This is a genomic window from Bacillus cereus group sp. MG16, assembly GCF_040459875.1.
In the GTDB taxonomy this organism is placed as follows: domain Bacteria; phylum Bacillota; class Bacilli; order Bacillales; family Bacillaceae_G; genus Bacillus_A; species Bacillus_A paranthracis.
Genome location: NZ_JARVHE010000001.1, coordinates 4,284,247 through 4,297,274, shown reverse-complemented (window position 1 = coordinate 4,297,274; position 13,028 = coordinate 4,284,247). Strand labels below are relative to the sequence as shown.

Here is a 13,028-nt window from a genome sequence, read left to right as displayed (position 1 = left end):
AAATCATATGTTTAAGTAGAGCTTTTTTCTGTCAAAAATGTATGTAACAATTTTAATTTGGACAAGGAGGAAAAGCATGGACAGATGTCGAAAGTTAGGGCAGTCTTTAAATTTAAATGAAAAAGAAGATGAATTGGGGGTAATAGATATGAGTCAAGTAGTGACTGATATGCAACCGTTAGAAACAAAAGAAACAGAGAAATTAGTAACTCGTCGCCCAAAAGATGCTCAAGATTTACGAAAAATGATCGGAACTCGTACAGCAGGTAGTAAAAATCTAGTAGATATTTATAAAGAAGAAAGATAAGGGAGAAATATAAATGGTAACTAATTTCGTTCAAGGTGAGGGTGCCAACAAGCATCGATTTATGTAGATGCTTGTTTTATTTTGGCATTTTTAGATGAAGATGATACTCGTTCTGATAAGGTAGCTAATTTAATTAACGCATGGATGGAGAAAGAAATAGAAATGGGGATTAGTTCACATACTTTTACAGAAGTAGTAGGTATTCTTATGAAAAATAAAATTGAGCGAGCATTGAAAATCTATATAGAGAATATGGAAAATATAAAATCTAAAGGAATAGGGTGTTTGAGTGAAGATGATAGAAGAGATATTGTTTCTATAGAAGCGGCATGTAATTTATATGAAATCTATCAATATATTATTAAAGTAAGGGCAGAATCTGAAGATGAAAGTAAAGAGGTTTATGCTAAAGAATTACTAAAGGTAGGGAAAAGGCATGCTAAAAGAAGAAGTGGATTAACAGCGTATTATACAAACGTTGTTCAAATCTTCGAGGAATTTCTGTATAGTATGGAAAATCACTTCAAAATTAAGGTTGAATATATTTCTTCTGATAAGAAGGCTATAGATGCTGCAGCTCAGTATATGAAGCTTTATCAATTAGAGGCCTACGATGCAATGCATTTAGCGATAGCTAGAAATAAATGTGATTACTTTATAACTTTAGATCAGGATTTTATACAAAACTTTTTGAAAAAAGATAAGAATTTGCAAACAAAAGTTATAGTCTTTGCATGAAAAAGGAAGCAACCGTAGTTGCTTCCTACATCTATTAAGCCGAAGCTCTCTTCATTCTCTCAAGTAAACTAGATAACACATGCGTACGATACGATTCTAGTTTTTTGCCTTCATAAGTACGGATACCTAATTTTTTTAGTTCTTTTACATACCAACCTTTGCTTCCGAAATACATGTGATCGCTCCCCTTCAACTTTGTTTTATTTGTTCTGATTGCATATGGAGGTACAGGTAATATAATGAAGGAAATGAATTTCGCGCAAAAATGGTTAACTTTGTTGCAAAAGACATATATACTAAAGATAGTATACAACGAGGTGGACAAGACGTGATTATAGAGAAGCACGAAATTCAAATTGACCAAATTACGAGCGGTAAAGTGAATATCTTTACTTTCTATCGAAATAGAAAGCAAATTGATGATCAGTTTTTACGATTGCAAGAACCATCGCTTACAGCAAACTACTTCTTCCATTTTCATTTTGATGCAGAGAGCTTGCATCTACTGCAGGAAGAGTTTCCAAGCGTATATCCGTACGACGGTAGTGAAACGATTCACGACTGGACGGAAAAGATGAAAGCGGAATTGCAACATCAGATCCAAACAGGAAAATGGAATAAACGCGTACGTATCGGTAATCGCATTCTAGATGTGGTGTTTACGTGGTGTGACGAAGATATAGTAGAGTGAAAAAGAAGCGGATGACGCTTCTTTTTTTTAGCGCTGGAATAAAATGAGCTTACCTGCAGTAGATGTGCAGCGATGTGTTTTTTCATACAATCCTTTTTCTCGTAAAATAGATTCACCTTTTGCTTTCGCTTCTTTTTCAGTTGCCGCCTCGAATGATTCGTCTAATGCTTTTGAACCATCTTTTTCAAAGACTGTTAGAACGTATACTCCCATGAAAATTCCCTCCAATAATAAAAATCAGAATCTTATAACTATTTTGGCATAAATCACTAGAATATGCAAAGAAATATATGACATTGCGTGGTAAAATAGAGAGAAAGTTTTATGAGCACTAGATTTACTATTCGTAGTAAAGTACGGAAAAAGAAAGGATCGTTATTTGTGAAACAAGTGAAGTTTATACATGCGGCTGATTTGCATTTAGATAGTCCGTTTAAAGGGATGGAGATGAATGTACCGCAGTCTGTTTGGGAGAGAATGAAGCAAAGTACGTTTGAATCGTTCGAACGTATTGTTGATAAAGCGATTCAAGAGCGCGTGGATTTCGTATTGCTAGCCGGGGATTTGTATGATGCGGAGACAAGAAGTTTGAGGGCGCAAGTGTTTGTGCGCGAGCAAATGAAGAGACTTTCGCAGTACGATATCCCTGTTTTTATTATTCACGGTAACCACGATCATTTAGGGGGAAGCTGGGCAGCAATTGAGTTTCCGGAAAATGTTCACGTGTTTACGGAGCCTTACGTAGAAGAGAAATCATTTTATAAAAATGGTGAGTTGTTAGCTTCTATTTACGGGTTTAGTTATTTGCAGCAAGCGGTAATGGATAATATGACAGCGCAGTATACGAAAATGAGTGATGCGCTTTTTCATATTGGCATGCTTCACGGAAGTGTGGAAGGGGATGCAGAGCATAATCGCTATGCACCGTTTCAAATTCGTGAGCTGAAAGAAAAGCAGTTTGATTATTGGGCTCTTGGCCATATACATAAACGTGAAATTTTATTAGAAGAGCCATACATCGTTTATCCAGGGAACATACAAGGTCGTCATCGTAAGGAAACAGGCGAGAAGGGTGCGTACCTGATTGAACTTACGAAACAAGGAACGCAATGTTCATTTTTCCATACGGCTGATGTTGTGTGGGATGAGATAGAAGTGAATATTGATGGACTTGAAACTGTTGATGAACTTATGACGAGTGTGTCAACTGCGATGAATGAGTGCCGAAGAGAAGAGGAAGGGACGCTACTAACTGTCGTATTTACAGGACAAGGCCCACTTTCTCCGTATTTACGTGACGAAAAGCGTGTGGAAGAGATTTTTCATATTTTAGCAGCTGGCGAAGAGCGAAAAGATTTCGTGTATGCGATGAAGTGGAAAAATGAGACGGTTTCTTTTGCAGAAATCGAGCGTTTGAAAGAAGAAAATCATTTCGTCGGTAGTGTGCTAAAGGAGTTAGAAGCTTTCACAAATATGGACGGAGTATTGCGCACCATTTGGACATCTCCTGTAGCGCGTAATAGTATTGAATCTTTTACAGAGGAAGAGAAGAGAGAGATTCAAAAGGAAGCAGAAAATATTATTTTAGAACAATTATTCCAGCAAGAGAGGGATAAGAAATGAGAATGGAAAAACTCCATATTTATGGGTACGGAAAATTAGAAAATGTGGAAATGGATCTGTCAATGCTGACGGTGTTGTACGGTGAAAATGAAGCGGGGAAATCGACAATTCGCTCATTTATGAAAAGTATTTTATTCGGTTTTCCGACGAGAGGACAACGCCGTTATGAGCCGAAAGAAGGCGGCAAGTATGGCGGTGCGATCACTGTACAAACAGAGAAGTACGGCCGTTTGAAAATTGAACGATTACCAAAGACAGCCAATGGCGAGGTAACCGTTTATTTTGAAGACGGGAAAACGGGCGGCGAAGAAATTTTACACGATATATTAACCGGGATGAATGAAAGTTTATTTGAATCGGTCTTTTCTTTTGATATGCATGGTCTTCAAAACATTCATCAGCTAGGCGAAGCGGATATCGGCAATTATTTATTTTCGGCAAGTGCAGTCGGAAGCGATGCGCTATTGCAGTTAGATAAAAAGCTAGAAAAAGAAATGGATCAGCGCTTTAAGCCGAGCGGGCGTAAACCGGAAATTAATGTGTCACTGCAAGAGATGAAGAAACTTGAAGAGAAGATGAAAGAGTGGCAAGGGAAAATTGGCACGTATGAAAAACAGGTCGAACAGTTGAAAGAAAGTGAAGAGAAACTGTCGTCTGTTCGTACAGAAAAAGAGAGTGCAGAAAAGCGAAAGCAAGATTATGAAATATTAGCAGCACTAGAACCTCTCGTTATTGAAAAGCGTGCGTATGAGAAAGTGTTAGAGAACGAGAGCGGACAATTTCCGGTAAACGGAATGGCGCGCTATGAAGCGATTAAGGCGAAGATGGAGCCGCTTCAATTACAAGTGGACTCGCTACATAAAAAAATAGAGAATGTGCAGTCAGAAATAGAATCGATTCAAATAGATGAAGAATTTTTACAAAAAGAAAGTTATGTAGAAGAACTTCGTATGCAGCATATGTCTTACGAAAATGCACGCCAAGAAATGCGTGATGTGACAGGGACGATTACGAATATAAAAGAAGAGCTTGCAGAACTCGAGCAACAAATCGGCACTACTTTTGAAAAAGAAACAGTCCTTTCGTTTGATATGAGTTTGGCAACGAAAGAGTTAATTACGCAAGCAGTGCAAAAGGCGCGCGAATTAGAAACGCAAAAAGCACAGCTTGATGATCGTTTTAAAGTAGCGCAAGAGCAATTAGAAGAACAAGAAGAAAATATAAGACAAATTCAGAAGCAAATGTTAGCGGATGAAGAGCGAAATACGTTAGTTGAGAAAGAAAAATCGTTCCAAGATGCGGCGTTTATCGGTATGGGCGCTGAGAGAATGAAGCGCAAATATGAGGAAAAAGCAGGAGCAGCGATGCAAAAGAAAAAACAGTGGCAAAGAGTTTGTCTTCTGTTACTTCTTATTAACACAGGCGTTTTATTCACAAGCTTATTTATAGATAACCGAGCACTTTTATTTATTAGTGTCATTGTTTTTGTAGGGATTGTTCTTGCTATTGTTTTATATAAAGATCCGTCAAGTGGGTTACAAGAAGAGCTCCTTACTCTTCAGCAAAGTGCTGGCGGGAGACAAAGTGAAGAAGCGATGTCTGTTCGTTATGAGTTAGAAAAAGACGAAGAGATTCGTAAGTTATTTGAGCGTGAGTCATATAAATTGCAGCAAATGGAGCGAGCGTATGATAAAGTCGTTTCATCGTATGAGGAATGGGAGAGAGAAACGTTCCGCACGAGCGAACAAGTCAATGTGTATAAAAAGCGTTATACGTTCCCTGAATTTTATACGTATGCGCACATATTGCCGGCGTTTGAGCGTATGGAAAAAATGCAGCAATTATATTGTGAATTAGAGAAGCAAGGTGCGCGAAAATCTTTATTATATGAAATGATTTCCCAATTTGAACATAAACTAGAAACTGTTATCGGTAGTGCGGAGTATAGTAAGCTGCACGAGGCACAAAGTCGTATGCAAAATGAGAAAGAAAAACGCCAAACTTGTAAGCAGCTAAAAGAGAAACTAGCTGAATGGCAAGAAGAATATGCGTTCATGCAAGAACAATTAAAGCAATTAGTAGTAGAACGAGATAGTTTATGGCATATCGCAGAAGCTACAAATGAAGAGATGTTTCTAGAGGCAGGTAAACTAGCGGAAAAACGTGAAGATGCAGAGAAGCAAGTAGGGCGTTTATTGCCGCAAATTGATCTTTTAGAACAACGTTTAACGAGTTTATCATTAGCTGAACATTATGAGGCTGACGGTTATGAGGAAAAATTAAAGCAAGAAATTGTAGTCGTGCAAAACTGCCTTACGAAAGAGAAAGAATTGACAGAGCGCATTGCGAAACATCGTATGGAAATTGCGAATTTAGAAGAAGGTAGTACGTACGGTGATTTAATGCATGAATGGGAAATGAAAAAAGCGCAAGTGCGTGAACAAGTAAAGAAGTGGGCTGCGTATGCGGCTGCAAAGACAGTGTTAACGAAAACGAAGCAATATTATCATGAAGTACATCTTCCTCGTATTTTACAAAAATCAGAAGAGTATTTCGTCTACTTAACAGGCGGACGATATAGTAAAATCTTTTCACCGTCAGAGGCGGAGCCGTTTATTGTAGAGCGTAACGATGGTATGCGTTTTTATAGTCATGAACTAAGCCAAGCGACAGCTGAGCAGTTGTATTTATCGCTGAGATTTGCGTTAGCAAAAACATTTGAGCATGATTATCCATTTATTATTGATGACAGTTTCGTGCACTTTGATGCGGTAAGGACGAATCGGACGATTGAACTTATAAAGGAAATTGCAAAGGATCGGCAAGTGATCTTCTTTACATGTCATGCGCATTTACTCGCGTATTTTACAGAAAAACAGATTATAAAATTAACACATATGCGTAAAGAAAATGAGTTGTAGTGTGCTATACTAAAAGTAACTGATTTGGTGGAGGAATTCGAATGAAAAAGAAAATTGCAGAGTATGAAGTTGGTGAACAAGTCGATATTTTCTTGTTAATTAAAACAGCGACAAAAGGTATCGCAAGCAATGGAAAGCCATTTTTAACAGTAATCTTACAAGATCCAAGTGGAGATATTGAAGCGAAGTTATGGGACGTATCACCAGAAGTTGAGAAACAATATGTAGCGGAAACAATCGTAAAAGTAGCTGGTGACATTCTAAACTACAAAGGCCGTATTCAATTACGTGTGAAACAAATTCGTGTTGCGAATGAAAATGAAGTTACGGATATCTCAGATTTCGTAGAAAAAGCACCAGTGAAAAAAGAAGATATGGTTGAGAAAATTACGCAATACATATTTGAAATGAGAAACCCGAACATCCAGCGTCTAACAAGACATTTATTAAATAAGCATCAAAACGAATTTTTAGACTATCCAGCAGCGACGAAGAACCATCACGAGTTCGTATCTGGACTAGCTTATCACGTCGTATCGATGCTTGATTTAGCGAAAGCTATCTCAAATCTATATCCATCATTAGATAAAGACTTACTATATGCAGGCGTTATTTTACATGACCTTGGTAAAGTAATCGAATTATCTGGCCCAATTTCTACAACGTATACGTTAGAAGGAAATTTATTAGGACACATTTCGATTATGGTGAACGAAATTGGTAAAGCAGCAGACGAGCTGCAAATCGATGCAGAAGAAGTATTAATTCTTCAACACATCGTCCTTTCTCACCACGGAAAAGCAGAATGGGGTAGTCCAAAACCACCATTAGTAAAAGAAGCAGAAATTCTGCACTACATCGATAACTTAGATGCAAAAATGAACATGATGGACCGTGCATTAGGACGCACAAAACCAGGCGAATACACTGAGCGTGTCTTTGCTCTTGATAATCGTTCGTTCTATAAACCTAAGTTTGAAACCTATCGTGACAAGTGACTTTAGCGTATTGTTAAAGTTGCTTGCCCACAATTTGCCCACGAGATTTTAAAAATTCGTCATATTGGTTTACGGCAGTTTCCTCTATAGATTTTGTTATGTGAAGATACACATTTGCAGTCATGTCTATAGAGGAATGCCCTAAACGTTCTGAAACATATTTAAGGTTTGCCCCACTTTGTAATAAGTGAACGGCATGTGTATGTCTAAATCCGTGTAAGGTAATGTATTTTAAATTTCCTTTCTTACAAGCTTGCTGTAAGAATTTTAGGGTTGCTGGGTGTAGCATACAAGAATTATCTTCATGTGTAAATACAAAATTATACTCTTTATAATATTTACCGTTCTTCAAAGTGTTTTTATTTTGCTCTATTTTCATTTTTCTTAAATGAGATATGGTAGAAGAATCTAAGGAGATAGTTCGTTTACTGCTTCTATTTTTAGGTGGACCGAATAAGATTTTTTCATTTCTCTTGGTAGTAATTAATGTTTTGTTGATGAATAATTTTTGTTCTTCAAAATCAATATCTTCCCATTGAAGGGCTAAACATTCACCAATGCGAAGACCCGTGCGAGATAGAAACATGAATAAAGAATAGTATTTAAAGCCTCCTTTCTCATTAAGGATGTAAGTTAAGAATTGATGTAGTTCATCTATATCGTAGCATTTTATATCATCATTTTTTGAAGAAACACGAGTTGTTCTTAATTTAATTTTTGTAGTTGGGTTTTTTTCTAAAATCCCAAGTTCGTTAACAGCTGTATCTAACGCATGGTGCATTGTGACATTAATTGTTTCTACCGTTTTCTTACTGTACTTTTCTAATAGGTTATTTATAAATTTTTGATATTTAATTCTTGTTAAATCTTTTAACTTTAATTCTCCAAATACAGGTAAGATGTGAAGTCTAATGTTTTTTTCGTAGACCATGTAAGTTCTTGGAGCTACATTTCCTTTTTTGAAGACATTTAACCATTCGTAAAGATATTCATTAAAAGTTATTTTACCGTCTTGTATATTGCCCCCATTCACTAATTTTTCTTCTATTTTAGCAGCAGCTAATTGAGCTTCTTTTTTTGTTTTAAATCCACCTTTGGATGTTTCTTTGTATTTCCCCATTTCTTTATACCTAATCCGATATTCCCATTTATCATTACGTTTTCTAAAACTAGCCACGTTAATCACTCCATTCTATATCTTATAAGAATGTTTGTTCTGTCTTTGCGTAAAAATATATAGTAGATTCTAAATAAATCTATCCATTTGTTTAGGTATTCCATAATGCTGTAATAACTCTTGCTTTGTTTGTATGTAGTAATCATGATGACTTCCATCGATAAGAAATCTCGTTGCAAAATAGTTTGCTTCAGCTTCTATACGAATTTCAGAACAAAGAGACACCTTGGATAATTTAGGTGTATTTTCATCTGGATGAAATAAGGCATGACCCAATTCATGAAAACAAGTAAAAACTTGATTTTGGTATGAAAGTCGTTCGTTAATATGTATAAAAGGGATACGAGATACTTTGTGGTAGTATCCATAAATATCCCCTAAGGCTTCTGTGATAACGACTATACCTTTTGCTTCAGCGATAAGGAATGGATCTCTGGTGTTATATCGTCTAAGTAGTTCGTCTATTTTTAAATTGATTTGCTGTTTTGAAACCAACTAGATCCACTCCAATCAATCTTCGTTTCTGTATTTTTTAGGCGTAAATTTCTTTTTTGCCATTTGTTTTCCTAATCTAAGAGAGTTTTCTAATGACACAATTAATAACTGCTTAGTTTCCTCTGACATTGGTTCAGAGTCTTTAGAGAAAGCGAGAGCGTCGGCTTTAGTCATGTCTTCTATTAACTCTTCTAACTTTTTTTGTATATCTTTTTCATCTTTCTCTGTAAGTTCCCAGTACTCTTTGTTAGTTCTACCTAATAGGTAATCAACACTTACATCGAAATAATCTGCCACCAGTTGCAGTTTATCAATAGCAGGTTTTTGTGTTTTCCACTTATATAGAGAATTTTCCCCCATGTTTAGTTGCTTTGCTAAATCAGATAAAGATATTCCTTTCTTATTCGCAAGACTTTTAATTATGTTGAATGTAGACATTTTGAGCCACCCTTAATAAAGCTAAGAACATTTTTTATCCGAATGGATAGATAAAAATGTTGACTTTTATCCGTTCGGATATTAAACTATGTTCATAAGCTAATTATTTAGCCGCAAAACCATTACAAATTAAACCTATATAGCACGTCCCTCAACGTTTAAAAGGTAATTTAATTTGGTTTATTTAGCTATGCTTTAATTTTATCTAATTGGATAGAAATAGTCAATAGAAAGCTAAAAAATTAGCTAAATGTATAGGAGGAGGTGTGGATATGGATAAAAAGTTTGGTAAGAAAGTGAAAATGTGGCTATTTGTTAATGGAATGAAGCAAGGAGAATTAGCAAAAATGCTTAACGTTTCTGGTCCATATCTCTCTGATATTTTACACGGTAAAAGAGAAGGTAAAAAAGTGAAAGAAAAAATAAATCGAATATTGGAAAGTGAGGAGATCTAGTAATGACGGCAACAGTGCAAGTCATTATCGATGATAACTACTTGCAAAAAGAAGTTTCTCGTCAAGTTAATGAACGTTTAGCAGATATGGGAATTGGTACTTGGTGGGATATGAAAAGACTTCAATATGAAACAAGTAGAAGTTATGACTGGTTAATGGAATATGTCGTTTGTGATCCTAGAGTGCAGATTTTTGCTAAACAAAAAAATAATCGTTGGTTATTTAAAGCAAAAGAAATGAAAGAATTTCTTAATAAGTATTTTGATGAATTATAAGGAGGTTAGTATTAATGAAAAATGGTAAAAAGCCAACAAAAAAAGAAAAAATGCATATTAAATTATACAATCTAAATCCCGATAATTGGTTGATTTTTAAAAAAGTAAATCATGAATTGCATTTGGTACATCGTAATACGAATAAAATTAAGGTTATTCCGAGTTTGTAGAGGAGGAAAGTAACATGAATCAATTAACAGCAGCAAACGAACAAGCATTAGTATTTGAAAACAACGGAAAAATAGTAACAGATAGTTTAATGATTGCTGAAATGTTTGAAAAGACACATGACAATGTATTGAAAGATATTAGAAAACAAATTGAATATGCGGGACCTGAATTTTCACTCGTAAATTTTCACGAGTCAAATTATGAAAATGAGCGTGGACGAAAATACCTTAAGTACAACTTAACAGAAGAAGCTTTCACGCTAGTTGCGATGAGTTACAACACAAAAGAAGCTGTTCAAATGAAAATTAAGTTTATTGAAGAGTTTAAAAGAATGAAACAACACATACAAAACCAGCAACAACTTCCTAAAGATCCGATGAGTATTTTGAAACTCACATTTGATGTTTTAGAAGGTCAAAAACAAGAAATTCAAGATATTAAATCAGATGTGAAGGATTTACGAGAAAACGCCCCTTTATATGCTATCGAATGTGATGAAGTATCAAAGGTTGTAAGAAAGTTAGGTGTTCTTCTATTAGGTGGTAAGGAATCTAATGCTTATCGGGATGTTAGCCTTAGAAAAAAAGTGTATAGCGATATTTATAGTCAATTACATAGAGAGTTTGGAATTAGTAGTTATAAAGCTATTAAACGTCATCATTTAGATAGAGCGATTCAAATCATTAATGAAGAATATTCACTTCCAATCATTTTAGAAGAAGAAATTACAGCTACAAATGCACAAATAAATATGGCGGAAGTTCAATAGGAGGAGCAATCATGCAACAAAAGATTTTAGTGATTACAAGTAATTTCGCAGGTTTTCCAGGTATCAGTGAATTTAACTCAAAAGATGCTGCAAAAGAAGAAGTTAAAAAGTTGATTCAAAAAGGTGTAAGTCCAAAATCAATTCGTGTAACACAAGAAATCCCTATGAATATCGATATTCAAGTGGATGTTGAATTTTAAGAAGAAAGGTTTAGGTGGGAAAAGCAATGGAAGTCATGATTGATTTAAATACATTTGCTGATGGAGCGCTTGCTGAAAGGTTTCATCAAGAGTTTGAGCGCGTAATGGAAAATATGGCGGATTTAAATACTGATCCGAAAAAAGCAAGAAAGATCGTTTTAACACTTTCGTTTGCTGGTGATAAAAAGCGTGATGTATGGAATTGTCAGGTTCAAGCCACTTCGAAACTAGCACCAACAGAAGCGGTAGAGTCTAAGATTCTATTAGATATGGACCAAAACGGAAATTTAGTTGGACAAGAATTAGCTTCTGGAATCCAAGGACAGTTTTATATGGATCTACAGGGTGATGTGAAAACAGATGTTGGACAACCTGTAGAAGAAGTGGAAGAGGTAGAACAAAATAAAGCTGTTGATAAGCAAACGGTAGTAATCGATTATTTGAATGCGAAATCTAATTAAGAAAAGGGGAAATAAAAAATGACTATGACAAGAGATGCAATTGAAAAGGTATTAGAGATTGGAACAATTAAAACACACAAAATTGGTGAACAGACATATTCAACACAACGATTACATCTTGTGCAAGAACCAACACCAGCAGAAATTGTTGTACGTAGTTTATCTGGTTTAGTAGGTTATGTGAAATCAGAATTTGACACAACTGCCCCTGTAATGATTCATATTGTAAACCCAACAACGGTGAGTTGCTTTACTGCTGTTAATGGGGATAAGGCTAGAAGTACTTATATCCAAGCACAAGCATCTATTCCACATTTTAATTTTGGAAGCTTTTATGATAGAGAAGAATTTAATATTGCATTGCAATCGAGTTTTGTACAAAACAATCATCGAGACATTGTTTTACAGGTAGTAGGTACTGTCGTAGAAAATGATGTAAAGGAAATTGGAGATGATGGTGTATCGCAAGCTGTAACAGTGAAAACAGGAGTTGCGAGTAGAGGGAATGCAAAAGTACCTAACCCAGTGCAATTAAGCCCATATCGAACGTTTGTTGAAGTAGAACAACCAGAAAGTAAGTTTGTGTTTAGAATGCGTGAAGGTGCTCGTTGTGGTTTGTTTGAAGCTGACGGTGGGGCTTGGAAATTAGAAGCAATGAATAACATTAAAGAGTACCTAAATAACGCATTATCGCAAGAAGTGGAATCTAAAAAGGTGTTTATTTTAGCCTAATGGACATTATAACGGTAGAAAGTACAACGAATGTCTGTATCTTTGGATTTGGGATAGCGGTACTTGCGTATGCAGTTTATAAAGGCGGTACTTTCATTGAACGAAAGTTTGATGAAAGTGATCGTTTAGAAAGGGAGCGTTTAAACAATGGGAACCGAAAACAGAGTGCTTCCAGAACATTTGATGATGGCATCAAAATTAGAAAAAGAGCGTAAGGAATGTATACAAAACCGACAACTTTTATATAAACAAATGGAGCAAGCCAATAGAAACGGCGACAAAATTGCTTATGTTGAACTTCACGATTTATATCAAAAGCAAAATAGTAGAGATTTAGAAATTTCAAAGGAGTTATCAGCTATGTATTTCAAGAAAATAAAAAATGATTCTTCTAAAGAAAGAAAACAAGTTTTAGAAGTAGCAGATCGTTTGGAAGAAGTGGGAGAAAGAAAAGAAGTTGTCGATAGTATTCGACGGAATTCATAAAAAAGAACCCGCTGCAACGGGTCCTATTAGAAAAAATATTACATGATAAGTATAACATTAAATATAGTTTTTGAAAATTTATGAGGTGGCT

At 35.5% G+C, this 13,028-nt stretch carries 20 protein-coding genes; 15 read left to right on the top strand and 5 right to left on the bottom strand.

Annotated elements, in window-relative coordinates:
• Nucleotides 1-76: 76 nt before the first annotated feature.
• Complete coding sequence (locus QCI73_RS22405) at nt 77-307, top strand: hypothetical protein (protein WP_000373322.1); 231 nt, start codon at nt 77-79, stop codon at nt 305-307.
• 81 nt (nt 308-388) lie between these two features.
• Nucleotides 389-1,045: a type II toxin-antitoxin system VapC family toxin gene (locus tag QCI73_RS22400; RefSeq protein ID WP_353823778.1), complete on the top strand. Its 657-nt coding sequence runs from the start codon at nt 389-391 to the stop codon at nt 1,043-1,045.
• A gap of 34 nt (nt 1,046-1,079) precedes the next feature.
• Here the strand turns inward: QCI73_RS22400 and QCI73_RS22395 are convergent, their stop codons facing one another.
• Nucleotides 1,080-1,220 (bottom strand): YflJ family protein, encoded by a 141-nt coding sequence (locus QCI73_RS22395; RefSeq protein ID WP_000273537.1) that lies wholly within the window; start codon nt 1,218-1,220, stop codon nt 1,080-1,082.
• Nucleotides 1,221-1,373: 153 nt separating this feature from the next.
• Between QCI73_RS22395 and QCI73_RS22390 the strand changes: the two genes are divergently transcribed.
• A complete protein-coding gene (locus QCI73_RS22390; protein WP_000582789.1) occupies nt 1,374-1,736 on the top strand; it encodes a hypothetical protein in 363 nt (120 codons plus the stop codon).
• 27 nt (nt 1,737-1,763) lie between these two features.
• Here QCI73_RS22390 and QCI73_RS22385 read toward each other — a convergent pair whose 3' ends face one another.
• Nucleotides 1,764-1,949, bottom strand: a complete 186-nt coding sequence (locus QCI73_RS22385) for a YhzD family protein (RefSeq protein WP_353823777.1) — start codon at nt 1,947-1,949, stop codon at nt 1,764-1,766.
• A gap of 168 nt (nt 1,950-2,117) precedes the next feature.
• On the opposite strand from QCI73_RS22385, the gene QCI73_RS22380 reads away from it, so the two are divergent.
• Genes QCI73_RS22380 through yhaM form a run of 3 tightly spaced genes read left to right on the top strand, consistent with a single transcriptional unit; the run spans nt 2,118 to nt 7,278 of the window.
• A complete protein-coding gene (locus tag QCI73_RS22380) occupies nt 2,118-3,359 on the top strand; it encodes a metallophosphoesterase family protein (protein WP_353824126.1) in 1,242 nt (413 codons plus the stop codon).
• Complete coding sequence (locus QCI73_RS22375) at nt 3,356-6,280, top strand: ATP-binding protein (protein ID WP_353823776.1); 2,925 nt, start codon at nt 3,356-3,358, stop codon at nt 6,278-6,280. The genes QCI73_RS22380 and QCI73_RS22375 overlap by 4 nt, the downstream gene beginning before the upstream one ends.
• A gap of 41 nt (nt 6,281-6,321) precedes the next feature.
• Nucleotides 6,322-7,278 carry a 3'-5' exoribonuclease YhaM gene (yhaM, locus tag QCI73_RS22370; protein WP_000726636.1) on the top strand — a complete coding sequence of 319 codons (957 nt, stop codon included), beginning with the start codon at nt 6,322-6,324 and terminating at the stop codon, nt 7,276-7,278.
• Nucleotides 7,279-7,291: 13 nt separating this feature from the next.
• On the opposite strand, the gene QCI73_RS22365 is transcribed toward yhaM, so the two are convergent.
• From QCI73_RS22365 to QCI73_RS22355, 3 genes are all read right to left on the bottom strand, one after another.
• Nucleotides 7,292-8,455, bottom strand: a complete 1,164-nt coding sequence (locus QCI73_RS22365) for a site-specific integrase (RefSeq protein ID WP_353823775.1) — start codon at nt 8,453-8,455, stop codon at nt 7,292-7,294.
• 69 nt (nt 8,456-8,524) lie between these two features.
• Nucleotides 8,525-8,950 (bottom strand): ImmA/IrrE family metallo-endopeptidase, encoded by a 426-nt coding sequence (locus tag QCI73_RS22360; RefSeq protein ID WP_061663642.1) that lies wholly within the window; start codon nt 8,948-8,950, stop codon nt 8,525-8,527.
• A gap of 15 nt (nt 8,951-8,965) precedes the next feature.
• Nucleotides 8,966-9,388, bottom strand: coding sequence for a helix-turn-helix domain-containing protein (locus QCI73_RS22355; RefSeq protein ID WP_353823774.1), 423 nt, complete (start codon nt 9,386-9,388; stop codon nt 8,966-8,968).
• 272 nt (nt 9,389-9,660) lie between these two features.
• On the opposite strand from QCI73_RS22355, the gene QCI73_RS22350 reads away from it, so the two are divergent.
• The 9 genes from QCI73_RS22350 to QCI73_RS22310 are packed head-to-tail and all read left to right on the top strand — an operon-like array spanning nt 9,661 to nt 12,937.
• Nucleotides 9,661-9,843 carry a helix-turn-helix domain-containing protein gene (locus tag QCI73_RS22350; RefSeq protein ID WP_270756382.1) on the top strand — a complete coding sequence of 61 codons (183 nt, stop codon included), beginning with the start codon at nt 9,661-9,663 and terminating at the stop codon, nt 9,841-9,843.
• A 2-nt stretch (nt 9,844-9,845) separates the two neighbouring features.
• Nucleotides 9,846-10,118, top strand: a complete 273-nt coding sequence (locus QCI73_RS22345; RefSeq protein WP_000127561.1) for a DUF771 domain-containing protein — start codon at nt 9,846-9,848, stop codon at nt 10,116-10,118.
• A gap of 14 nt (nt 10,119-10,132) precedes the next feature.
• The gene (locus QCI73_RS22340; protein WP_170959390.1) at nt 10,133-10,288 is read left to right on the top strand and encodes a DUF6906 family protein; all 156 of its coding nucleotides are present in this window, start codon (nt 10,133-10,135) and stop codon (nt 10,286-10,288) included.
• Between the two features lie 14 nt (nt 10,289-10,302).
• A complete protein-coding gene (locus QCI73_RS22335) occupies nt 10,303-11,058 on the top strand; it encodes a Rha family transcriptional regulator (protein ID WP_353823773.1) in 756 nt (251 codons plus the stop codon).
• 11 nt (nt 11,059-11,069) lie between these two features.
• Nucleotides 11,070-11,258 carry a hypothetical protein gene (locus QCI73_RS22330; RefSeq protein ID WP_270756377.1) on the top strand — a complete coding sequence of 63 codons (189 nt, stop codon included), beginning with the start codon at nt 11,070-11,072 and terminating at the stop codon, nt 11,256-11,258.
• A gap of 26 nt (nt 11,259-11,284) precedes the next feature.
• Nucleotides 11,285-11,719, top strand: coding sequence for a replication terminator protein (locus QCI73_RS22325; RefSeq protein ID WP_353823772.1), 435 nt, complete (start codon nt 11,285-11,287; stop codon nt 11,717-11,719).
• 18 nt (nt 11,720-11,737) lie between these two features.
• Nucleotides 11,738-12,451, top strand: a complete 714-nt coding sequence (locus QCI73_RS22320) for a hypothetical protein (RefSeq protein WP_353823771.1) — start codon at nt 11,738-11,740, stop codon at nt 12,449-12,451.
• Entirely contained in the window at nt 12,451-12,666 is a 216-nt protein-coding gene (locus QCI73_RS22315) for a hypothetical protein (protein WP_353823770.1), read from the top strand. Before QCI73_RS22320 ends, QCI73_RS22315 begins: the two co-directional genes overlap by 1 nt.
• Nucleotides 12,638-12,937, top strand: coding sequence for a hypothetical protein (locus tag QCI73_RS22310; protein ID WP_353823769.1), 300 nt, complete (start codon nt 12,638-12,640; stop codon nt 12,935-12,937). The genes QCI73_RS22315 and QCI73_RS22310 overlap by 29 nt, the downstream gene beginning before the upstream one ends.
• The last annotated feature ends 91 nt before the right edge of the window (nt 12,938-13,028 follow it).